Consider the following 19,887-nt stretch of genomic DNA (forward strand, 5'->3'; position numbering starts at 1 on the left):
ATTATGCAATCTCCTGATTAATCGAACATGCGGTATTCGCCATCAATATACGATGGATACTGCCCGCTAGGCGGTTTGGGGAAAGGGCTGCAACGGGCAAGACCCTTGGATACGGCATCATCGAACTGCGCGATGCCGGACGATCGTTTGATTTGAACGCGGTTAGGCGTGCCATCGGCATTCAGGTCCACGCGGTACTGCAGTGCAGGGTTGCCACGTACTTCAGAGCGGGCAGGGGTGCTGTAGACCACGCCAGGCTGCACGCAAGCGCGCACCTTGGCGGCATAGCCACCATCACCACCACCGCCACCGGCCTGGTTGCGGTCTGCTGTACCACCGGCACGTCCAGGGGCACCTTCACGCATGGCTCGGCGGAATGCTTCTTCTTTGGCCTTGCGCTCGGCATCGGCACGGGCTTTGGCGGCGGCCTCGGCACGGGCTTTACGTTCCGCGTCTGCTTTGGCTTTAGCTTCGGCATCCGCCTTGGCTTTGGCTTCTGCATCGGCTTTAGCCTTGCGTTCGGCATCGGCCTTGGCTTTCGCGTCGGCTTCTGCTTTAGCCTTGCGCTCTGCTTCTGCCTTGGCTTTTGCTTCAGCTTCAGCTTTTTCCTTGCGTTCCTGTTCCTGCTTTTCCTTTTGTTCGCGTTCGCGACGTTCAGCGGCTAGCTTGTCCTGACGCTGTTTTTCCTTGCGTTCCTGTTCCAGCTTTTCTTCACGCTCTTTTTTCTCGCGTTCCTTGCGAGCCTGCTCCAGGGCGATCTCGGGATCAACCTCAGGTTCAGCAGGAGGGGTGACCTTTTCAGGCTCTGGAGGCGGCTTGGGAGCCGGAGGAGGTTCAGGTTTGGGCTCGGGCTTGGGTTCTGGCTCTGGAGCCGGCTCAGGCTCAGGCTGCGGCTCGGGTTCGGCCTCGGGGGCTTCGGGATCAGCATTGATGGCCGCATCGGGTGCGACACCGTCCATCCACAATTCGACCTGCACCGCATTGGGTGTCTTGGGTGCAGAAAAAAGGGCTCCCGCCAAAATGGCGAGCAGCAACAGCCCGTGCAGACCCAGGGCGATGAGCAAGCCGCGCCGATCTTCCTTTTGCTCAGGCGAGCGCAGCGCCTGATTGCGGGTATTGCGTGTTCTGTGCTTCATTCAGTTCAGGTTTTTCGCGCCGGACGGCGAGCACGCTATCCGGCCAGAGGTTATTTGCGAGCGTCAGGATCGCTGTTGCGATCGACGATCAGACCCAGGCGGTTGATGCCATTGGAGCGCAGTTCATCCATCAAGCCCATGACGGTCTCGTAGGGAACCTTGCCATCGGCGGCAATGACAACCGGGCTGTCGGCCTGCATACGCGAGCGCACTTCATTGAGCAGTGTGGACTTTTCGATGTTCATGAACTCGGAGCCCGCATCGCGCAAGCGAATGGCCAGTTTGCCGTCCTTATCAACCTGGATTTCCACCGGCTTGGCAGGCACTTCGGAGGCTTGGCCTACTGAAGGCAATTCCACCAGTCCGGGGGTAATCATGGGAGCGGTGACCATGAAGATCACCAGCAGCACCAGCATCACGTCGATATAAGGGACGACGTTGATTTCATTTTTCATGCGCCGGCCGTGACGGCCGGTGCTTCCACGCATCGATGGCATCAGTTCACCTGCCGCTGCAAGATGTTCAGGAATTCGTCGATAAAGCTGTCAAAGCGGATCGAGATACGATCGAGCTCGTTGGTAAAGCGGTTGTAGGCAACCACGGCAGGGATAGCGGCAAACAGACCGATAGCTGTGGCGATCAGGGCTTCGGCAATACCGGGAGCCACCGAGGCCAGTGTGGCCTGCTGCATGCCGGACAAACCGATAAAGGCGTGCATGATCCCCCAGACAGTACCCAGCAGCCCGATGTAAGGGCTGACCGAACCGGCAGAGGCCAGGAAGTTCAGGTGTGTTTCCAGTGTGTCCATTTCGCGCTGGTAGCTGGCGCGCATGGCACGGCGTGGACCGTCCAGCAGGGCTGGGCCCGAGCTTTGGCTGCGACGGGCCTTGATGAATTCGGTCATGCCGGCTTCAAAAATACGGGCCAGTGCACCGTGTTCGGCACGACGCGAGGAAATGGATTGCTGAAGCACGGCCAGATCGCCACCTGCCCAGAAGTCGTCCTCAAAGCGGCGGGTCTGTTCCAGCGTGCGTTTAAGTGCAGCCCGTTTACTGAAAATATAGGCCCACGAGAGAATCGATATTCCCAACAGAATCAGCATGACGAGCTGAACGGGAATACTGGCATCGAGAAGTAGCGAAATCAGCGACAGGTCGCTAGTAGCTTGCATGGTCAGTCCTGAACCTTTTCCAAGAGGGTACGTAAATCAGAGTCCAGCTTGCTTGGACGAAGCGTGTTGGCGTCAACGCAAACAATTTGGATGGTGCTTTGGCATAACAGTTCCCCACCTCGCAGGGCACCTTGTTCGAAATGGATGGTAGCCGAACCCAGCTGGGTAATGCGGCTGCGCACCGAGATCAAATCATCGAGCCGGGCAGGTTTGAGATATTGTATTTCAACCTTCTTGACTACGAACAGGCGTTGATTCTGCTCGGCCACATCGGATTGGTTTACGCCCAGGTTCCTGAGCCATTCTGTGCGCGCACGCTCAAAGAATTTCAGGTAGTTGGCGTAATATACGATCCCCCCAGCGTCGGTGTCTTCGTAATATACGCGAATATCAAGCCGAGCCTGGGTGTCCCACTTGTCATTAAGCATGTCGTTCGTAAAAGAGTTTATGTTGACGGGCAGGGCATGGCGCACGGCCAGCCCTGCTTGGAGTCCTTACAGCGTGGCCAAACGCTCCAGGCTGACCTGGGCAATCTGGTCCACCGGCACGTTGGTGCTGCTGGCATCACGGCGTGCCTGCATTTCAACCAGGCCTTCTTTCAGGCCGCGCTCGCCAATGGTAATGCGCAGTGGCACACCAATCAGCTCCCAGTCGGCAAACATGATGCCGGGGCGGGCGTCGCGGTCGTCCAGAATGACATCCACACCTTGCTCTTTGAGCTGGGTGTACAGATCAGTAGCAGTCTGACGCACAGCATCGCTTTTGGTAAAGCCGATCGGGCAGATCACCACTTCGAAAGGAGCCAGCGCACGAGGCCAGATCATGCCGCGTTCGTCGTGGTTTTGTTCAATGGCAGCGGCGGCAATACGGCTGACGCCAATGCCATAACAACCCATTTGCATGACAGCCGGTTTACCATCAGTTTCCAAAAAGGTGGCGTTCAGCTTTTTGGAGTAGACATCGCCCAGGAAGAAAACGTGACCCACTTCAATGCCGCGCTGGATGGCCAGCTTGCCGCCTTCGGGGGCAGGGTCGCCGTGAACCACGTTGCGCAGGTCTGCCTTGATGGGCTCGGGCAGGTCACGGCCCCAGTTCACGCCGGTGTAGTGGAAGCCTTCTTCGTTGGCACCGCACACAAAGTCGCTCATGTTGGCTACGGTCAGGTCGGCAATCACTTGCACAGGCTGACGGGTGCCGATCGGACCTAGATAACCGGGCTTGCAGCCAAAGGTGGCCACAATTTCCTCTTCCGTGGCCAGACGGTGGCCTTTTTCAAAGCCGGCCAGCTTGGAAACCTTGATGTCGTTGACTTCATGATCGCCACGAACCAGCAGCAGGTGGACGGTGCTCTTGGTCTTGCCGTCTTCTTCGACGTCCGTTGCCAGCACAACCGACTTGACGGTTTGGCTCAGGTCACAGCCCAGGAATTGGGCCACCAGTTCACACTTGGGGGCATCAGGCGTGGCGGTCTTGACCAGGGCTTGGCCAGGAGCGGCACGCTCGGCCAGCAGGCAAGGGGCGGGAGCCAGCTCGATATTGGCAGCGTAGTCGGTGTCAGGGTTGTAAACCAGCAAGTCTTCGCCGGTATCGGCAATCACCTGGAATTCATGGCTGCGCGAACCGCCAATGGAGCCGGTATCAGCGGCCACGGCACGGAAGTTCAAGCCCAGGCGCCCAAAGATGCGCATGTAGGCGTCGTACATATTGTCGTAGCTGGCTTGGGCGTCTTCGGCATTGCGGTCGAAGGAGTAAGCATCCTTCATGGTGAATTCGCGGCCACGCATCAAGCCAAAGCGGGGACGGCGCTCGTCACGGAATTTGGTTTGAATGTGGTAGAAGTTGATGGGCAACTGGCGCCAGCTGTGGATTTCGTTGCGGGCAATGTCCGTGATCACTTCTTCGGAGGTAGGCTGCAGCACGAAGTCGCGCTGGTGGCGATCCTTGATTCGCAGCAGTTCGTCACCATATTTTTCCCAACGGCCCGACTCTACCCAGAGTTCGGCAGGCTGGACGACTGGCATCAGCAGCTCAATGGCGCCGGAGCGGTCCATTTCCTGACGGATGATGTTTTCAATCTTGCGCAGCACGCGCAGGCCCATCGGCATATAGGTATAGATACCGCCGGCGGCTTTACGGATCATGCCGGCGCGCGTCATGAGCTGGTGGCTGGCAACTTCGGCCTCGGTAGGCGCTTCTTTCAGGGTATTAATGTGATACTGGCTAGCATGCATGGTAGGGAACTCGTCAGGTACGTATAATCAGATCTAATTGTATTGAATTCGTTAGAGGTGGCCTATGTTAGATCGTGAAGGCTACCGTCCTAATGTCGGAATTATCCTCGTTAATCGCAAGAACGAGGTTTTTTGGGGCAAGCGTATTCGGGAACATGCCTGGCAGTTCCCGCAAGGCGGTATTAAATACGGTGAAACACCCGTACAAGCGATGTACCGCGAACTGCATGAAGAAGTGGGCTTGCTGCCTGAGCATATCCGTATATTAGGCCGGACGCGAGATTGGCTTCGCTACAACGTGCCCAATCATTTTGTACGTCGGGAGGCGCGTGGCCATTACAAGGGCCAGAAACAAATCTGGTTCCTGTTGCGGCTGGTAGGGCGAGACAGTGATGTCTGCCTGCGTTCCTCGTCGACGCCGGAGTTTGATGCATGGCGCTGGAGTCAATATTGGGTGCCACTTGATTCAGTGATTGAGTTCAAGCGGGAAGTCTATCAGCAAGCGCTGAACGAGCTGTCGGATATTTTGTTCCGACGACGGCAGGAAAATCGTTATTTACGTCAGCGCCTGCAAAGCGCAGTTGATGCCGATACCTTAGATAGCAGGGATCATGCGCATATTATTGGTTGAAGATGAGCGGGAAATGGCCGCATGGCTGGAGCGGGCCTTGGCGCAAAGTGGTTTTTTGCCCGATCCCGCTCATGACGCCCGCTCGGCAGAAGTATTGTTGGCGGCCCATGAGTATGATGCGGTCGTGATGGATTTGCGCCTGCCCGACAAACACGGGCTGGTGCTTTTGCGCGAGATGCGCGAACGCGGCGATCACACTCCTGTGCTGATTCTGACCGCTCAAGGCGCCTTGCAGGATCGCGTTCGTGGTCTGAATCTGGGTGCCGATGATTTCCTGACCAAACCCTTTGCCCTGGAAGAGCTGGAAGCTCGTCTGGCGGCACTGGTACGGCGTAGCCGTGGCCGGGTGGCTCCAGTGGTCAGCTGTGGCTCTTTGGAATACAACCCTGAGAGCCGGGCATTCCTGCTGGACAATGCCATTGTGCATTTGACGCCGCGTGAACATGCGGCCTTGCTGGTTCTGATCAGCCGCTCTGGCATGCCTGTAGAAAAGTCTCAGCTATTTGCCCGAGTATTCGAGCACGATAGCGATGCCAGCCCTGATGCCATCGAGGTTGTCCTGCATCGCTTGCGCAAGAAACTGGCCAATAGCGATGTGCACATCGTGACGGTGCGTGGTCTGGGCTACATGCTGGAAGTGCTTGAGGCGGAATCCGGCGTTTCATGACGGCCCCTTCTCCACCCCCCGCCAATGCCTGGCAAGGCAGTTTGCGCTTTTGGCTGCTGGTACTGCTGATACCGGGGGTGGTGGCTTTACTGCTTTACGACAGCTGGGAAGACTACCTGGCCATGAACGCGGTCACGGAAAATGTCTACGACAGCGCCTTGCTGGAACCGGCCAAAGTGCTCGAGACCAGCGTGGAGTTCAATACTGACGGCAGTTTGCGTATTGATCCGCCTTTTTATGCGCAGGTCATGCTGGAATCCCGACCGGGTAATCGCAAGTATTTCCGTGTCGAAGAAATCACCCCTTTGGTCCGTAATCTGGGCGGTGTTGATGCCAATCAGTTAAAAGGGCGCACCTTGCTGGGGATGGAAGGGCTGCCGCGTCCTTCCAATCTGGCCGACCATGAAGGCGTGCCGGTTTTCTACGATTCATATTTCCGCAATGACACCGTGCGCATGGTGGCCTTGTGGCGCGATCTGCACTACAAAGGCCAGCACAGGCAGGTTCTGGTCATGGTGGGCGAAAGCCTGGATTTGCGGTTGCGCACCCAGCAAGAAGCCTGGCGCGAAGGTATTTTCCGCAATTTGCGTATGTTGCTGCTGGCTGTGGCGTTGGTGTGGTTTGCCGTAGCGTGGGCCTTGCGCCCCCTGCAGGCCTTGCGACAGGAAGTGCGTAACCGTAGCGTGGACGACTTGCAGCCTTTGGACGAGCGTGATGTTCCTCGTGAAGTAGTGCCTTTGGTGCGTTCGGTCAATCACCATATTGAGTTGTATCGTTCCGTGCTGGATCGGCAGGCCCAGTTTCTGGCCGACGCCTCGCATCAATTACGCACCCCTTTGGCGATCATTCATACCCAGGCCCAATACGCTCGCCGTGAACCGGATATCGAGCGTGTCCGTGAGTCCCTGGGGGCGATCATCAAGCAATTGGGGCAGGCGACTCGCCTGACCGAGCAGTTGTTGGCTCTGGCTCATGCCAGCCATACCACCACCATGAGCCAGGGGCAGGTTGACCTGGCCAGTCTGGGGCGTGAGGTGGTGCTGCAATATCTGCCTTTGGCCCGTGAGCATCGTCAGGATCTGGGTTGGATCGGGCCAGGAGAAGAGGGCGAGCAGGCACCTTTGTGGGTGTATGCCAGCGATGCCGAGATCCATGAGTCCGTTTCCAACCTGATTCACAACGCCATCAATCACGCTGGTAGTGGCAGTGCAATTACGGTTTCTGCCGGGCATGACGACAAGCTGGCCTGGATCAGCGTTACCGACAACGGCATGGGCTTGGCCGCCAGTTTGCGTGAAAGCGTATTTGTACGTTTTGACCGGGGCGGCCCGGCACGCAAGGGTGGACGGGGTTCTGGCTCCGGGCTGGGTCTGGCCATTGCGCTGGCTTACGCCGAGCGCAATGGCGGCACGATTGTGCTGACCGATGGGGAGCCCAACGATATGGGCGGCTACGGTTTGAAGGCGACGCTACGCTTGCCTTTGCTGCAGCCCGAAGCGCCTAAACCAGAAAACACGTGAATTAAGCCGCGTCGTTTGGACGGGCCAGCAGATTGAACAGGGTAGAAATATCCCAATCGCGATGGCCCTGCTGGGCAATCTTCGCAAACTGCTCCTGAATCAAGCGAGTTGCGGGAAGCTGGGCCCCATTACGCTGTGCCTCCCGCTGCACCAAATCCAGGTCCTTCAACATCCAGTTCACGGTAAAGCCGGGCTGAAAGTCTCTGGCCAGCATTGTGGGGCCTTTAGTTTCCATTTGCCAGCTGCGCGCCGCACCCTTGGTCAATACAGACAGGGCCTGCTCCATATCCAGTCCGGCCCGTTCACCAAAAGCCATGGCTTCGGCCAGACCTTGCAAGAGTCCGACAACGGCAATCTGGTTCACCATCTTGCACAGCTGCCCGGACCCCAAGGGCCCCATCAGGGTGCAGGCCTGGGCGTAGCTCATCATCAGCGGGCGGGCGCGTTCCATATCCTCAGCTTGCCCACCACACATAATGCTGAGCATGCCTTTCTGGGCACCCGCCTGTCCGCCAGAAATGGGGGCGTCGATAAATGCAACTTCTTGCTTGGCCGCCTGTGCTCCCAGTTCCTGGGCCACTTCGGCGGAGGCAGTGGTGTGGTCGATAAACAGGCTCCCTGCCCTCATGCCTGCCAGCACACCGTTCGGCCCCTGAAAAATCGAGCGCAAGTCATCATCATTGCCCACACAGGCCATGACAATGTCTGCTTGGGCAGCGGCCAGGGCTGGTGTAGCGGCCCATTCCTGTTTGAACTCTTTACTCCATTGTTCCGCCTTGGCCGGGTTGCGGTTGTACACCGTGACTTGATGCCCTGCCTGGGCCAGATGTCCTGCCATGGGATAGCCCATCACCCCCAGACCAATGAACGCCACTTTTTGCGGGCTGGCGGGTTCATAGTGTTTAGGCTGAATGGATGGGGTCATGGCGCGGGTCTCCTGGAAAATAATCTGTTCGATCGTACAGCTTAGCGCAGCTTTATCGGCTTGATCTTTGCCTGCCCGAATAAGCGGCAAAACGTTTTAGGCTTGACGGCGTCAGGCCCCTCATGTTCTAAACCAAACATAGATCTGTAATAAATGGAATTTGCCTGTCTGGATTATGATGGGCGCACATAATTTCCTGGCTAATTAACTGGAACTTGAATCCTATGACCACTTTTGATCGTCGTCGTTTCTTGAAGCTGGCAGGTGCCACCGGACTGGCGTCTATGAGTACCTCTTTGCCATGGGCGGCGTGGGCGGCAGACGCAGCCGTACTGGAAAAAGCAAAGGCTCAAGGCCAGGCTGTTTTCTACGCCAACATCACGGCGGTAGAGCCCATCATGAAGGCCTTGCAACAAGCGCAAGGCATTGAAGGCAAATACACCCGTATTTCCAGCTCCAAGTTCATCCCCACCATCCTGACCGAGTTCAATGCCGGCAAGTTGATGGCGGACGTGGTTCAGGCTCCCTTGCCCATGCTGCAACTGCTCAAAGAGCAGGGCGTGCTGATTCCCCATCAGTCCGAAGCCGTGCAGGGCTACCCCGAGTGGGCCATTCAAGACGATTCGATTATTCAATTTGGCATCGAATATGTGTCTTATATCTATAATACGGACCACCTCAAGGCCGAGGATGCGCCACAACGCTACGAAGATCTGGCCGATCCCAAGTGGAAAGACAAGATTGTGATGGCCAACCCTTCCAACCACCCCTCCACCATTGGCTGGCTGATTGGTTTGAAGGAAAAGGTCTTTAGCAGTGAAGAGCAGTGGCTGGACTTCCTGAAAGGCCTGGCTGCCAACAAGCCCATGTTCGTGGCCTCGTTTGGCCCAACTCCGGCTCCTATTGAAAGTGGCGAGAAGTTGATTGCCATTTCCATGCCCAAGTACATCGTGACCAAGTCGCCTGCGCCATTGGCCTGGGGCCCCATGTCGGATCAGCCCTTGCTGGGCTCCCCACGTGCCATCGCCCTGACCAAGAATGCACCGCATCCTGATGCTGCTCGCGTGTTCCTGGACTACTGGCTGGGTAATGAAGCCATGGGCATTCTGGCCAACAAGGTTGGCGAATACGTCCTGGCTCCAGGGGTACACCCTCCGGTTGCGGGGATCGATAAAGCCAAGGTCGAGCCTATTCGCGACCTGAGCGACGAAGAACTGGTCCGTTGGGGCCGCGAATTCAGCCGTATCTTCGCCGTCCGTTAATCGGGACGACAAGAACGACAGGTTCGTCTAGAACGGGGCGCCTTGGCGCCTCGCCTTATTTTTATTGAAAACATTTACTCATTATGCAAATTGAAATTACCGGCCTAAGCAAGACCTATGTCTCAGAGGGCAAAACCTTCAAGGCTTTGGACAATATCAACCTGACGATTCCCGCTAATGAGTTTTTCACACTGTTAGGGCCCAGCGGCTGCGGCAAAACCACGCTGCTGCGGTGCATTGTTGGTCTGGAAATCCCAGACGAGGGTGAAATCCGCATTGGGGACGAGATCGTCTGGTCCAGCGCCAAGAATATTGCTGTGCCGGTGGAAAAGCGCGGTTTGGGCATGGTGTTTCAGACATACGCCATCTGGCCGCACATGACGGTGTTCGACAATATCGCTTACCCCTTGCAAGTGCGCGGCGAGCGCAAAGAGGTGATTCGTGAAAAAGTCGCGAACATCCTGAAGTTTGTGCAGCTGGAAGGGGTGGATCAGCGTTCCGCAACGCGTCTGTCCGGTGGTCAGCAGCAGCGTGTGGCATTGGCCCGAGCCCTGGTGGCCGAGCCTAAAGTCATTTTGTTTGATGAGCCGCTCAGTAACCTGGATGCCAAGCTGCGTGAAGAAACCCGTAAAGAACTGCGCGAATTTCTGAGCCGTCTGGACATTACCGCTGTGTACGTGACGCATGATCGCGTCGAGGCATTGGCCTTGTCCAACTCCATCGCTGTGATGCGTGGTGGCAAGATTCTGGAAATTGGTACGCCAGAAAAAATTTACTTTGATGCCGATCACCGCTTTGTGGCCGACTTTATTGGTCGTGCCAACCAGATCAGCGCCAAAGTGCTGGAGCAGCGTGCAGACTCCACCATTGTGGAATGCGAACTGGGCCAACTGCATTGCAAGAAGCGTGACCTGCCCGTGGGCACCGAAGTTACCTTGTGCATTCGCCCAGAATTTATTCGTGTCAGCAGCCAGGCCAATGAAGTGGGGCAGAACCTGTTCCACGGTCAGGTCCAGGCCCTGGAGTTCGTCGGTGAGTCCTACGAGGCCGAGGTCAAAGTGGGTAAAGAGCAGCTTCTGGTGTGTATTGATCCAGACGTGAAGGTGAAAGAGGGCGATACCGTACGCTTTAACCTGCACCCTGAACACTGCATGCTGTTGTCGGCATAAGGGCGGGGCATCATGAATCACACACGCAGACCACTTAGCTGGTCGCTTATTCTGATCGTCGGCTTTCTGACGCTGTGCCCGGTCCTGATGTTGCTGCTGGGCAGCTTCTCGCAGGGCCTGACGGCTTTTGGTTCCTTTACCACGGCTAAATACGTAGCCGCCTACACCGATCCCTTCTTGCTGGAAGTCACCTTCAATACGGTGGTTTTCGTGCTGGGCTCTTCCCTGTTCTCTACTGCGCTGGCTGTTTTCCTGGCCTACCTGAATACGCGTACGAACATGCCCATGAAAGGGGTGTTCACGGTGCTGTCCATCGTTCCCATGATGATTCCGCACTTGCTGTTCTCGGTTAGCTGGGCCTTGCTGCTAAACCCGTCCAACGGCCTGATCAATATGTTCTTGCAGGATACATTGGGCCTGCAGGAAGCACCGCTGAACATCTATTCCCTGTGGGGCATGATTCTGGTTGAAGGCTTGTTGAACATGCCTGTGGCCTACCTGATCATTGCGCCTGCCATGGCCTCTTTTGACGTTTCCATGGAGGAGTCCTCCCGTGTATTCGGGGGCGGTCTGTGGCGTACCTTGACGCGGGTTACCCTGCCGATTCTGCGTCCAGCCATCATGGCGGCTTTCATTCTGGCGATTGTGCGGGCCTTGGCTTCCTACGCCGTGCCACGAGTTCTGGGTACCCCAGGTCGTGTGGATGTGCTGGCCACTTATCTGTTCGAGATGATCTCTACCGGCTTCGCTCCGGATTACGGAAAAGCGGCGGCGCTGGGCATGAGTGTGCTGTCGGCCTCCATTGCCCTGATCGTTCTGTATCGCTACATGACGAAAGAAAGCAGCAAGTATGTGACGATCTCCAGCCGTGGTTTCAAACCCACTCAGCTGGAATTGCGTCGCGCGAAAATCCCCTTGTTCATCATTGTGGGCATTATCAGCTTGCTGATGGTGGTGCTGCCTGTGGCCGTGTTGCTGTATACCTCCATGATTCCGTACTCCATGGTGCCTAGTGCTCGCGCCTTCTCCTTGATGAGTTGGGCGAACTGGATTGATGTCATTCAAGATCCGATCTCCAAAGTGGCCATGAAGAACAGTTTGTTCCTGGCTGTGGTCGGAGCCAGTCTGGGTGTATTGCTATCGCTGTTTGTGGCCTATGTGGTGGTCAAGTTACGAACGCGGGCGGCGGCGCTGCTGGATACCTTGAGCTTCCTTTCCTTTTCCTTCCCGGGGATTGTGATCGGTATCGGCTTTATGTGGTTCTTTGTGCAAACGCCTTTGTATGCCACGCTGACCGCCTTGCTGCTGGCCTATATCGCCGCTTATCTGCCTTACGGTATCCGACCCTTGTCGGCCGCTTTTGTGCAGGTCCATGCCCACCTGGAGGAGTCCTCGGCCGTTGCCGGGGCCAGTTCCTGGACCACCATGCGCCGCATCATTATTCCTTTGCTGATTCCTGGTGTGGTGTCGGCCTGGATCTTGATGGCAACCATGTTCATTCGTGAGCTGACGGTGTCGGTGGTGCTGTCCCGTCCCGGTACGGAAGTGCTGGCGGTACAGGTGCTGGGTTATGCCGAAGATGGTTTGTGGGGCAAGCTGTCGGCGCTGGGGATCATCATGATTCTGATCTCTACCGTGCTCGTGCTGCTGGCCATGTATATCGGTAACTTTTACAAGCGCCGCCAAGGCACGATGTAAGTTGGACTGATCTCAAGGGCCTGAATTCCGCAAGGGATTCAGGCCCTTGTTGTTTTTGCTGAGAGCAGACCGTATCTTGTTGCCTGGCTGGCTATTCGCTTGTTCATGCGCACAAGGGGCTGGCTGTTTTTTGTTTATCCATTAGTAGAAAGCTATGACGCATAAATGCAAAGTGCTGGTCGTCGGTGGTGGCGTGATGGGGGCGTCGGTCGCCTGGCATCTGACTCAAGCGGGTGCCGCAGTCACTTTGATCGATCAGGGTGCGGGTAGTGTGCCCAGCGCAACCGCAGCCTCTTTTGGATGGGTAGGAGCCAGCGCCAGTACACCTTCTGATGACACTGACGCCTTTGCCTTGCGTCTACACGCTCTGGAAGAGTACACGCGTCTGAAGCAGACCTTGGGGGCATTGCCTGTGACCGTGCGTGGAGCCTTGTTCTGGGGGGAAACGACGGACGAGACAGCCGCCTTGATTGCCGAGCATCTGGCAGCCGGTTCCAGGGTTGAAAGCCTGTCAGCCGCGCAAGTGCGTCAGAAAGAACCGTCGTTGGCAGCCGTACCGGATTTGGCAATGTGGGCGCCCGATGATTTCGCCTTGGAGCCAGTAGATCTGGCACGTGGTTTTATTCAAGCGGCACAAGCGAATGGCGCCACGGTTCTGTCCGGTACGGTACAGCGTGTGTTGTCGGCAGGAGGGCGAGTGAACGGTATAGAAGTGCAAGGGCAAGTCATCGTGGCCGACAAGGTGGTGCTGGCCAATGCTTATGGTGCCTTGGTTTTGGCAGCCAGTGCAGGGGTAGCGTTGCCTATAGAGCAACAGCCCGCCGTGTTACTGCGCCTGGATGCTGATAGAAATCGGGTCCGGCATTTACTCTGTGCTCAGGATCTGGAGGTGCGACCGGGCAAAGAAAGAGGGTTGATGTCGGCGTTGGATTATCCCTTGGAAGGCGAGGCAGGTTTGCAGCGTCTGGCCGAGCAAACCTGTCAGTCCATTGCTCAGTTGCTGCAACTGCCTTCTGTCCCGCGCATCTTGTCGATAGAGGTCGGGCAGCGCCCCATGACTAGTAACAAGCAGCCATTGTGTAGGCCTATTGGGACTGTAGATGGTTTGTTCGCCGTCGTGGCTCACCCCGGTGTCATTCTGGCTCCCTTGTTGGGAAGCTTGTGTACGCAGGCAGTTCTGGCTGCCTGAGGTTTGTTTCCTGACGTAGGGCTGTGCGCTCTTTCAAAGATTTGGCTGTCTTGAAAGCAGGCAGCGAAACCAGCTAATAAAGAAAAAGGCCCGATTTCGTGGAGAGACGAAATCAGGCCTTCTTGTTGACTGCGCCGGTTTGAATGCTCCCTTTCAGCGGGAGCGTTCAAACCAGAGAACGGACGGTGTCTTAGTCCTCTTCGACGAAGGTTTCTTCGCGTTTCTTTTTCACCGAAGGAAGGGCTACAACCACAACCAGGAAGGCAGCCAGGACCAGCAGCGACAGGGACAGAGGACGTGTCACAAAGGTGGTGTAATCACCGCGGGACAGTAGCAGGGCACGACGGAAGTTTTCTTCCATCATTGGTCCCAGGACCAGACCCAGCAACAGCGGAGCTCCTTCACAACGCAGCTTGGACCAGACGTAGCCCACCAAACCGAAGGCGGCGGTGACCAGAATGTCAAACACGTTGTAGTTCAGCGAGTACACACCCACCGTGCAGAACACCAGAATGGCGGGGAACAGCAGGCGGTAGGGCACTTTAAGCAGTTTCACCCACAGTCCTACCAATGGCAGGTTCAGGATGACCAGCATCAGGTTACCAATCCACATGGAGGCGATCAGCCCCCAGAACAGTTCGGGGTGGCTGGTCATCACTTGTGGACCAGGCTGAATGTTGTGGATGGTCATGGCGCCAATCATCAGCGCGGTCACAGCGTTACCGGGGATACCCAGGGTCAGCAGCGGGATGAAGGAGGTTTGAGCGGCAGCGTTGTTGGCAGACTCGGGACCGGCCAGACCAGCAGGGTGACCTTTACCAAAGCGTTCCGGGTTCTTGGAGATTTTCTTCTCCAATGTGTAAGACGCAAAGGAGGACAGCACCGCGCCACCACCGGGCAAGATACCCAGGCAAGAACCCATGGCGGTACCACGCACGACAGCAGGCCAGGACTCCTTGAACTCTTGCTTGTTGGGGTACAGCGACCCGACCTTGCCAGTGATCTCCACGCGTTGATCGCCCAGCTCCAGGTTGTTCATGATTTCGGAGAAACCAAACACACCCATTGCCACCACGGCGAAGTCGATACCGTCTTGCAGTTCTGGAATACCGAAGTCGTAACGGGCAACACCGGAGTTCACGTCGGTACCGACCATACCCAGCAGCAGACCCAGCAAGATCATGCAGATAGCTTTGGGCAGGGAGCCCGAAGCCAGCACCACAGCACCGACCAGGCCCAAGACCATTAATGAGAAATACTCCGCAGGTCCAAACTTGAAGGCGACTTCAGCCAAGGGCGGTGCAAAAGCGGCCAGCAGCACGGTGGCCACACATCCGGCAAAGAAAGAACCCAGAGCAGCAATCGCCAGGGCAGCACCGGCCCGGCCATTACGGGCCATCTGGTGTCCGTCCAGCACCGTTACCACCGCCGAGGTTTCTCCCGGCAGGGCGACCAGAATGGCCGTTGTGGACCCACCATATTGGGCGCCATAGTAAATACCGGCCAGCATGATCAGACCAGCAACGGGAGGCAGCACATACGTAATGGGCAGCAGCATGGCAATGGTTGGCACAGGGCCAATGCCTGGCAACACGCCAATCAAGGTGCCCAGTATGCAACCGAGCAAAGCGTAGGCCAGGTTCTCGGGCGTGATCGCCACCGAGAAACCCAGCATCAGGTTGTCAAATAATTCCATATTCGTTCACCCCCTAATCAGGCCAGAAAACTTGGCCACAGGGGGAACACCAGCCCCAGGCCCTTGATGAATGCCAACCAGACGAACAGCACCAAAAAGACGGCTGCGCCCAGTGCAACAGGCCAGCTAAATTCATGGCTGGCAAAGCTGCTGATCAGTACAAGCAGGAAAATGGAGATGTAAACACCCAGCGAGTTCAGTGTCAGACCGCAAAGCACGACCGCGCCGATGATAACGAAGAGCACTTTCCAGTTAAACTTCTCTACCTCAGTGCTTTCTGCTTTGGCAGACATCGAGCCCAAAGTGACGACCGCCCCTAACAAGCTCAGGCATACACCAAGCCAGAAGGGGAAGTAGCCGGGCCCCATGCGGGCGGCTGTTCCCATCGAGTAGCTGGTGGCCCCGAGCGCGAAAGCGGCGCCCACGACCACGAACATGACCCCGGACCAGAAGTCCTGTTTATTTTTAATTTGCATAAGGTGGATTCTCCTTGTCTGCCTTGCGCATTGGTTTTCCTTTTTCCTGTGTCAGCTTCTTTATAGTGGAGCGGGCTCCATACTCTGCGTGTGCCGACTGCATTGAACAGAGGTGACGCATGGTAATGGAGCACTTGAAGACTGGAAACCCTGAGATGACCCTAGTTTTTAAGGGTTTTCCCGGTAATTCTGAAAATTTAGGGTTTTTTGGGAGCGTGTTCGTAGGTGGATGGCAGGCTTTGAAAGAAGTTTGAAAGGTAATGGAAAGATGGGTGAAAGGTTATCATTAGTATGAAATTCCTCTACCCAGTAACGCTAGCAATGGTTTACGATAAGGCCCATGTTGCAAGATCTCGACTTTCTCGCTGACCGTATCGGTCAACTGGTAGAGCAATCTCGTCAGCTCAACGCTGAACGCGCTCAATTATTAGCTCGTCTGAAAACTCAGGATGCCGAGCTGGACGCCTTGCGCCAGCAAAATCGTCGTCAACAAGATGAGTTCGAGTCCCTGTCCACCGGTGTTGCTTCGCATCAGCGTCAACTGGATATGGTGCAGCAACAAGCGCAGGCTGATCAGGCAGAACTGAAAAAGCTGCTTGAACAGGAACAGGCCCAGGTAGTTGCCTTGCGTCGCGAGTTGGACAGCGCACGCGCGGGTATGGGTGTGTTGCGTGATGTAGCAGGACAGGCTCGCGACCAGATCGGTTCGATCCTGATGCGTTTACCCGGTGCCGTACAGGAGTAAGTCATGGAACGAGTCGATATTTCCCTGTTGGGCCGCGATTACTCTCTGGCATGCCCTCCTTCCGAAAAAGCGCGCTTGCTGGAAGCTGTCAAACTGGTAGACCAGCGCATGCAGTCTATCAAGGGTTCGGGCCGTGTCTCTGGCAACGAACGTATCGCCGTCATGGCCGCCATTCAGATCGCCAGCGAGTTTTTATCCGCTAAAGCACCTGATGGTCCTCTGGCTAATGTTGCTTTTGGCGATTTCAAGCGTAAAATTGAAGACATGCACGCAATGATTGACGAGGTCATCGAACCTTCGGGTACCGCGCGCTAAACCAAATTTGAAAGCAGTCCCTTGTTGTCCCTCGCGGACTGCTTCATCCCAGTAAGTCCCTGCCGTGTTCGTGACACGACCATACATTCCTTGAACCAATGCTTTTGGCATACAGGTTGTTGGATTAGCCAGTAGGAGCGATCGTCCTCGTCGACGAACCCGAAGCTGGCTTGATGACAGCCGATCTTGGACCCTCGGTTCCAGGATGCCGGTCTTGACGGCAATGGTGGGGCACCTGCAAAAAAAGCCCGTCCAGATCTGGACGGGCTTTTTTCTTTTCTGCTGTTTTGTTTATTTCTGACTGCCAGGCGCAACGTCTCGTTTGCTGGCATACGCAAACAGAGCCAGGCCAGCGACAATCATGGGCAAGGACAACCACTGCCCCATCGACAAGCCTGCGCTGAGCAGACCCAGGTAGCCGTCGGGCTCGCGGGTGTATTCCACCATGAAGCGGAAGAAACCATAGCCGATCAGGAACAGGGCACTGGTTTGACCGACGGCGCGTGGACGACGCGTGAACCACCACAGCAAGATAAACAGGGCAATGCCCTCCAGGGCCATCTCATACAACTGCGAAGGATGGCGAGGGGTTGCGTCCACTTGCGGAAATACCATGGCCCAGGGCACATCACTGGGGCGACCCCATAGTTCGCCGTTAATGAAATTACCCAGGCGGCCCACGGCCAGCCCCAAGGGAATCAGGGGAGCCAGAAAATCGCTGACTTCCAGAAAACGCCGTTGACGGTTTCGAGCAAACAGCGCAATTGTCACCAGCACACCGATCAGACCACCATGAAAGGACATGCCACCTTGCCAGACATACAGAATCTCCAGCGGGTGCGACAAGTAGTAAGAGGGTTGATAGAACAGGGTGTAGCCCAGACGCCCACCTGCCACCACGCCCAGGACGCAGTAAAAGATCAGGTCTTCCAGGTCCTTGCGGGTCAGCAAGTCATAGCCCGCACGGATACGCGCTGTGCCAGCCAGCCAAACCAGGCCAAAGCCCACTAAATACATCAAGCCATACCAATGAATGGCAAGGGGTCCAAGTTGTATGGCGACGGGATCAAACTGCGGGTGAATTAACATGCGTGCCCATTACAGAGATGAATATCAGATAATAGCGTGACTGCGAGCCCAGACCAGGGCTGGGTAAATTGTAAGGGAAGGATCATGCTGCATTCAGTCTCTTGGGCCAGACGTTTACCATTAGTAGTTTTTTGTGGATTGATGATCTTTAATCCGGTGGCAAAGGCTGATACGGTAGCGCTGATGGATATCGTGCAGGCGCAGTGCTTGTCCTGTCATCAAATTGATCGTAAACGGGTCGGGCCCCCTTTTCGGGAGATCGCCCAACGCTATGCGTCAGGTCCGGCGCAGGAAACTCAGGCGTACTTGCAGCGACAAATTCAACAGGGTAGTCGGGGGAACTGGGGAGCTATTCCCATGCCCGCTCAAAACCGGATCAGCGCCGAGCAAGCACAAGCTATTGCAGCCTGGTTGCTGAGTCTAGCCAATTCGTCAACAAAGGAGAATTCATGAAGGAAACAGCCATATTAGGTGGCGGATGTTTTTGGTGCACTGAAGGGATTTTCAAAGCCTTGCGAGGTGTGCAGTCTGTGGTGCCCGGATATTGTGGCGGCCATGTAGAGCATCCCACCTATGAGCAGGTTTGCGGCAAGCAGACCGGCCATATTGAAGTGGTCAAAGTGGAATTCGACCCTTCCGTCATTTCCTATCGGGATTTGCTGGAGGTATTTTTCCTGACCCATGACCCTACCACGCCGGATCGTCAGGGCGCTGACCAGGGACCACAGTATGCGTCGGCAATTTTTTGTCAAAATGAAGAACAGCGCCGCCAGGCCTTTGAGGTCATCGAAGAAATCAAATCGCAGTTTGATGCACCGATCGTGACCCATGTGCTCGACAGTTCCACTTTCTGGGAGGCCGAGGACTATCACCACGATTATTTTGCATTGAACCCCGAGCAAGCGTACTGCCAGATGGTCATTGCGCCCAAGCTCAAGAAGTTCTACCAGCGTTTTCAGGATCTGCTGGTAAAAAGCTAAGCATCCTGAGGATGCGAGGCAGAAGCAAGGTAGCGTCTGTACAGGGCGCTACCTGGTAATGTCAGACGGGCCATCAGGCCAATAATCAACAAGGTCAGAACAAGTCGGCCGACCAGGGCCACCCAGATGTTGGCACCCAGAGCCAGAATAAGAATGGTGTCTTCAATCAGGGAGTGGCTCAGTGACAGCCAGGACAAGGCCAGCAAGCGTGTTCTGGGACTGTAGTTCTGCTGGCGGGACTCATCAATAATCAAGGCACCGCCGTAGCTCAAACCCAGCAATACGCCAATCGTGGTGGTGGGGGCGACTCGTTCTTCCAAGCCTGAAAAGCGGAGCAAGGGAAGCAGGAGTCGAGTCAGCAATCGGGTGAAGCCGATTTTCTCCAGGACTGACAGGATCAGGAGCAGGCCAAGAATAATCAGCCAGGTCATGAATAGCGAGCTGGCCGTTCCCCACAACCAGTCTACCCAGCCTTGCCAACCACCTTGTGTGGCATTGGATTGTCCATAAAGCCAGGCAAGGGACACGGGTTCCTGTAACAGCCCGGCGCTATTCAAACCCCAGGCCAGCAGGCCACCGTAAAGCAGGGCGCAGACAATCCGCAGCGTGGCGGTAAACCAGAAGCTGGCTCCGGCTCGGCGCACAATGGCCTGTTCCATGGGCATATTGTGTGCAAACAGCATCATGGTGCCCAAGACGCTGATTTGAGCCACGTTGAAACTCAAGCTGTCGCCCAAGGCCGCCATTGATCCTATGCCAGCGTAAATACCGGCCAGAGCAGTGGTTGCCCAGACAATACCGGCTTCGGCAGGCAGGCCAACCAGTGCCATGATCGGGCCTATCAGTTTGCCGACTTTCTCGATCAGGCCCAACTGCGCGGCAATACGCACCGCAATCATGATGGGGAGCATGATGCGCGCAACGGTATAAAACATGCGCAGGCTGCGGCTAAAGGTGGTGCGAAGGAAGGTCAGCATGACAACAGAG

21 protein-coding genes and 1 other RNA gene are annotated in these 19,887 nt (G+C 56.1%); 12 read left to right on the forward strand and 10 right to left on the reverse strand.

What is annotated here, in order from left to right:
- Positions 1-17: 17 nt before the first annotated feature.
- From tolA to MID00_RS12260, 5 genes are all read right to left on the reverse strand, one after another.
- On the reverse strand, positions 18-1,136 hold the full coding sequence (gene tolA / locus MID00_RS12240) for a cell envelope integrity protein TolA (RefSeq protein ID WP_022983210.1): 1,119 nt from the start codon (positions 1,134-1,136) through the stop codon (positions 18-20).
- Positions 1,137-1,186: 50 nt separating this feature from the next.
- Positions 1,187-1,633 (reverse strand): protein TolR, encoded by a 447-nt coding sequence (gene tolR / locus MID00_RS12245; RefSeq protein ID WP_009454886.1) that lies wholly within the window; start codon positions 1,631-1,633, stop codon positions 1,187-1,189.
- On the reverse strand, positions 1,633-2,307 hold the full coding sequence (gene tolQ / locus MID00_RS12250) for a protein TolQ (RefSeq protein WP_009454887.1): 675 nt from the start codon (positions 2,305-2,307) through the stop codon (positions 1,633-1,635). The genes tolR and tolQ overlap by 1 nt, the downstream gene beginning before the upstream one ends.
- Before the next feature lie 2 nt (positions 2,308-2,309).
- Positions 2,310-2,735 carry a tol-pal system-associated acyl-CoA thioesterase gene (ybgC, locus tag MID00_RS12255; RefSeq protein WP_003805592.1) on the reverse strand — a complete coding sequence of 142 codons (426 nt, stop codon included), beginning with the start codon at positions 2,733-2,735 and terminating at the stop codon, positions 2,310-2,312.
- A 66-nt stretch (positions 2,736-2,801) separates the two neighbouring features.
- Positions 2,802-4,538, reverse strand: coding sequence for a proline--tRNA ligase (locus tag MID00_RS12260; RefSeq protein WP_254498893.1), 1,737 nt, complete (start codon positions 4,536-4,538; stop codon positions 2,802-2,804).
- A gap of 64 nt (positions 4,539-4,602) precedes the next feature.
- Here MID00_RS12260 and MID00_RS12265 point away from each other — a divergent pair, with 64 nt between their 5' ends.
- The 3 genes from MID00_RS12265 to MID00_RS12275 are packed head-to-tail and all read left to right on the forward strand — an operon-like array spanning position 4,603 to position 7,356.
- Positions 4,603-5,169 (forward strand): RNA pyrophosphohydrolase, encoded by a 567-nt coding sequence (locus MID00_RS12265; RefSeq protein ID WP_009454891.1) that lies wholly within the window; start codon positions 4,603-4,605, stop codon positions 5,167-5,169.
- The gene (locus MID00_RS12270) at positions 5,150-5,836 is read left to right on the forward strand and encodes a response regulator (protein WP_022983208.1); all 687 of its coding nucleotides are present in this window, start codon (positions 5,150-5,152) and stop codon (positions 5,834-5,836) included. The genes MID00_RS12265 and MID00_RS12270 overlap by 20 nt, the downstream gene beginning before the upstream one ends.
- Entirely contained in the window at positions 5,833-7,356 is a 1,524-nt protein-coding gene (locus tag MID00_RS12275) for a sensor histidine kinase (RefSeq protein WP_009454892.1), read from the forward strand. Before MID00_RS12270 ends, MID00_RS12275 begins: the two co-directional genes overlap by 4 nt.
- Before the next feature lies 1 nt (position 7,357).
- On the opposite strand, the gene MID00_RS12280 is transcribed toward MID00_RS12275, so the two are convergent.
- A complete protein-coding gene (locus tag MID00_RS12280; protein ID WP_247966492.1) occupies positions 7,358-8,281 on the reverse strand; it encodes an NAD(P)-dependent oxidoreductase in 924 nt (307 codons plus the stop codon).
- A 224-nt stretch (positions 8,282-8,505) separates the two neighbouring features.
- Between MID00_RS12280 and MID00_RS12285 the strand changes: the two genes are divergently transcribed.
- The 4 genes from MID00_RS12285 (at position 8,506) to MID00_RS12300 (ending at position 13,599) form a co-directional block, all read left to right on the forward strand.
- Positions 8,506-9,543, forward strand: coding sequence for an ABC transporter substrate-binding protein (locus MID00_RS12285; protein ID WP_009454900.1), 1,038 nt, complete (start codon positions 8,506-8,508; stop codon positions 9,541-9,543).
- An 83-nt stretch (positions 9,544-9,626) separates the two neighbouring features.
- On the forward strand, positions 9,627-10,712 hold the full coding sequence (locus MID00_RS12290) for an ABC transporter ATP-binding protein (RefSeq protein ID WP_250756024.1): 1,086 nt from the start codon (positions 9,627-9,629) through the stop codon (positions 10,710-10,712).
- Between the two features lie 12 nt (positions 10,713-10,724).
- Positions 10,725-12,410, forward strand: coding sequence for an iron ABC transporter permease (locus tag MID00_RS12295; protein WP_022983205.1), 1,686 nt, complete (start codon positions 10,725-10,727; stop codon positions 12,408-12,410).
- Between the two features lie 154 nt (positions 12,411-12,564).
- Complete coding sequence (locus MID00_RS12300) at positions 12,565-13,599, forward strand: FAD-binding oxidoreductase (protein ID WP_254498894.1); 1,035 nt, start codon at positions 12,565-12,567, stop codon at positions 13,597-13,599.
- A 190-nt stretch (positions 13,600-13,789) separates the two neighbouring features.
- On the opposite strand, the gene MID00_RS12305 is transcribed toward MID00_RS12300, so the two are convergent.
- Both MID00_RS12305 and MID00_RS12310 read right to left on the reverse strand, forming a co-directional pair.
- Positions 13,790-15,295, reverse strand: coding sequence for a tripartite tricarboxylate transporter permease (locus MID00_RS12305; RefSeq protein WP_022983204.1), 1,506 nt, complete (start codon positions 15,293-15,295; stop codon positions 13,790-13,792).
- 17 nt (positions 15,296-15,312) lie between these two features.
- Positions 15,313-15,771 carry a tripartite tricarboxylate transporter TctB family protein gene (locus tag MID00_RS12310; protein ID WP_009454910.1) on the reverse strand — a complete coding sequence of 153 codons (459 nt, stop codon included), beginning with the start codon at positions 15,769-15,771 and terminating at the stop codon, positions 15,313-15,315.
- A 340-nt stretch (positions 15,772-16,111) separates the two neighbouring features.
- Between MID00_RS12310 and MID00_RS12315 the strand changes: the two genes are divergently transcribed.
- The 3 genes from MID00_RS12315 to ssrS all read left to right on the forward strand — a co-directional run bounded on the left by MID00_RS12315 (position 16,112) and on the right by ssrS (position 17,068).
- Positions 16,112-16,516 carry a hypothetical protein gene (locus tag MID00_RS12315; protein WP_009454912.1) on the forward strand — a complete coding sequence of 135 codons (405 nt, stop codon included), beginning with the start codon at positions 16,112-16,114 and terminating at the stop codon, positions 16,514-16,516.
- Positions 16,517-16,519: 3 nt separating this feature from the next.
- Positions 16,520-16,831 carry a cell division protein ZapA gene (locus MID00_RS12320; RefSeq protein ID WP_009454914.1) on the forward strand — a complete coding sequence of 104 codons (312 nt, stop codon included), beginning with the start codon at positions 16,520-16,522 and terminating at the stop codon, positions 16,829-16,831.
- A gap of 53 nt (positions 16,832-16,884) precedes the next feature.
- Positions 16,885-17,068, forward strand: a non-coding RNA gene (gene ssrS, locus MID00_RS12325) — 6S RNA.
- 54 nt (positions 17,069-17,122) lie between these two features.
- On the opposite strand, the gene lgt is transcribed toward ssrS, so the two are convergent.
- Positions 17,123-17,920, reverse strand: coding sequence for a prolipoprotein diacylglyceryl transferase (gene lgt / locus MID00_RS12330; RefSeq protein ID WP_026485505.1), 798 nt, complete (start codon positions 17,918-17,920; stop codon positions 17,123-17,125).
- An 84-nt stretch (positions 17,921-18,004) separates the two neighbouring features.
- Here lgt and MID00_RS12335 point away from each other — a divergent pair, with 84 nt between their 5' ends.
- Together MID00_RS12335 and msrA are read left to right on the forward strand one after the other, a co-directional pair.
- A complete protein-coding gene (locus tag MID00_RS12335) occupies positions 18,005-18,373 on the forward strand; it encodes a c-type cytochrome (protein ID WP_035275678.1) in 369 nt (122 codons plus the stop codon).
- On the forward strand, positions 18,370-18,900 hold the full coding sequence (msrA, locus tag MID00_RS12340) for a peptide-methionine (S)-S-oxide reductase MsrA (RefSeq protein ID WP_009454920.1): 531 nt from the start codon (positions 18,370-18,372) through the stop codon (positions 18,898-18,900). Before MID00_RS12335 ends, msrA begins: the two co-directional genes overlap by 4 nt.
- Here msrA and MID00_RS12345 read toward each other — a convergent pair.
- On the reverse strand, positions 18,897-19,877 hold the full coding sequence (locus MID00_RS12345) for a nucleoside recognition domain-containing protein (protein ID WP_250756022.1): 981 nt from the start codon (positions 19,875-19,877) through the stop codon (positions 18,897-18,899). The two genes, msrA and MID00_RS12345, sit on opposite strands and share 4 nt — an antisense overlap.
- Positions 19,878-19,887 lie beyond the last annotated feature (10 nt).

It is taken from the genome of Alcaligenes sp. NLF5-7 (assembly GCF_024266725.1).
GTDB lineage: Bacteria > Pseudomonadota > Gammaproteobacteria > Burkholderiales > Burkholderiaceae_B > Alcaligenes > Alcaligenes phenolicus.

Bases quoted from the DNA above. Each gene is read 5' to 3' on its own strand.
- tolA (WP_022983210.1), bottom strand. From the start codon at position 1,136: ATGAAGCACAGAACACGCAATACCCGCAATCAGGCGCTGCGCTCGCCT.
- tolR (WP_009454886.1), bottom strand. From the start codon at position 1,633: ATGCCATCGATGCGTGGAAGCACCGGCCGTCACGGCCGGCGCATGAAA.
- tolQ (WP_009454887.1), bottom strand. From the start codon at position 2,307: ATGCAAGCTACTAGCGACCTGTCGCTGATTTCGCTACTTCTCGATGCC.
- ybgC (WP_003805592.1), bottom strand. From the start codon at position 2,735: ATGCTTAATGACAAGTGGGACACCCAGGCTCGGCTTGATATTCGCGTA.
- MID00_RS12260 (WP_254498893.1), bottom strand. From the start codon at position 4,538: ATGCATGCTAGCCAGTATCACATTAATACCCTGAAAGAAGCGCCTACC.
- MID00_RS12265 (WP_009454891.1), top strand. From the start codon at position 4,603: ATGTTAGATCGTGAAGGCTACCGTCCTAATGTCGGAATTATCCTCGTT.
- MID00_RS12270 (WP_022983208.1), top strand. From the start codon at position 5,150: ATGCGCATATTATTGGTTGAAGATGAGCGGGAAATGGCCGCATGGCTG.
- MID00_RS12275 (WP_009454892.1), top strand. From the start codon at position 5,833: ATGACGGCCCCTTCTCCACCCCCCGCCAATGCCTGGCAAGGCAGTTTG.
- MID00_RS12280 (WP_247966492.1), bottom strand. From the start codon at position 8,281: ATGACCCCATCCATTCAGCCTAAACACTATGAACCCGCCAGCCCGCAA.
- MID00_RS12285 (WP_009454900.1), top strand. From the start codon at position 8,506: ATGACCACTTTTGATCGTCGTCGTTTCTTGAAGCTGGCAGGTGCCACC.
- MID00_RS12290 (WP_250756024.1), top strand. From the start codon at position 9,627: ATGCAAATTGAAATTACCGGCCTAAGCAAGACCTATGTCTCAGAGGGC.
- MID00_RS12295 (WP_022983205.1), top strand. From the start codon at position 10,725: ATGAATCACACACGCAGACCACTTAGCTGGTCGCTTATTCTGATCGTC.
- MID00_RS12300 (WP_254498894.1), top strand. From the start codon at position 12,565: ATGACGCATAAATGCAAAGTGCTGGTCGTCGGTGGTGGCGTGATGGGG.
- MID00_RS12305 (WP_022983204.1), bottom strand. From the start codon at position 15,295: ATGGAATTATTTGACAACCTGATGCTGGGTTTCTCGGTGGCGATCACG.
- MID00_RS12310 (WP_009454910.1), bottom strand. From the start codon at position 15,771: ATGCAAATTAAAAATAAACAGGACTTCTGGTCCGGGGTCATGTTCGTG.
- MID00_RS12315 (WP_009454912.1), top strand. From the start codon at position 16,112: ATGTTGCAAGATCTCGACTTTCTCGCTGACCGTATCGGTCAACTGGTA.
- MID00_RS12320 (WP_009454914.1), top strand. From the start codon at position 16,520: ATGGAACGAGTCGATATTTCCCTGTTGGGCCGCGATTACTCTCTGGCA.
- lgt (WP_026485505.1), bottom strand. From the start codon at position 17,920: ATGTTAATTCACCCGCAGTTTGATCCCGTCGCCATACAACTTGGACCC.
- MID00_RS12335 (WP_035275678.1), top strand. From the start codon at position 18,005: ATGCTGCATTCAGTCTCTTGGGCCAGACGTTTACCATTAGTAGTTTTT.
- msrA (WP_009454920.1), top strand. From the start codon at position 18,370: ATGAAGGAAACAGCCATATTAGGTGGCGGATGTTTTTGGTGCACTGAA.
- MID00_RS12345 (WP_250756022.1), bottom strand. From the start codon at position 19,877: ATGCTGACCTTCCTTCGCACCACCTTTAGCCGCAGCCTGCGCATGTTT.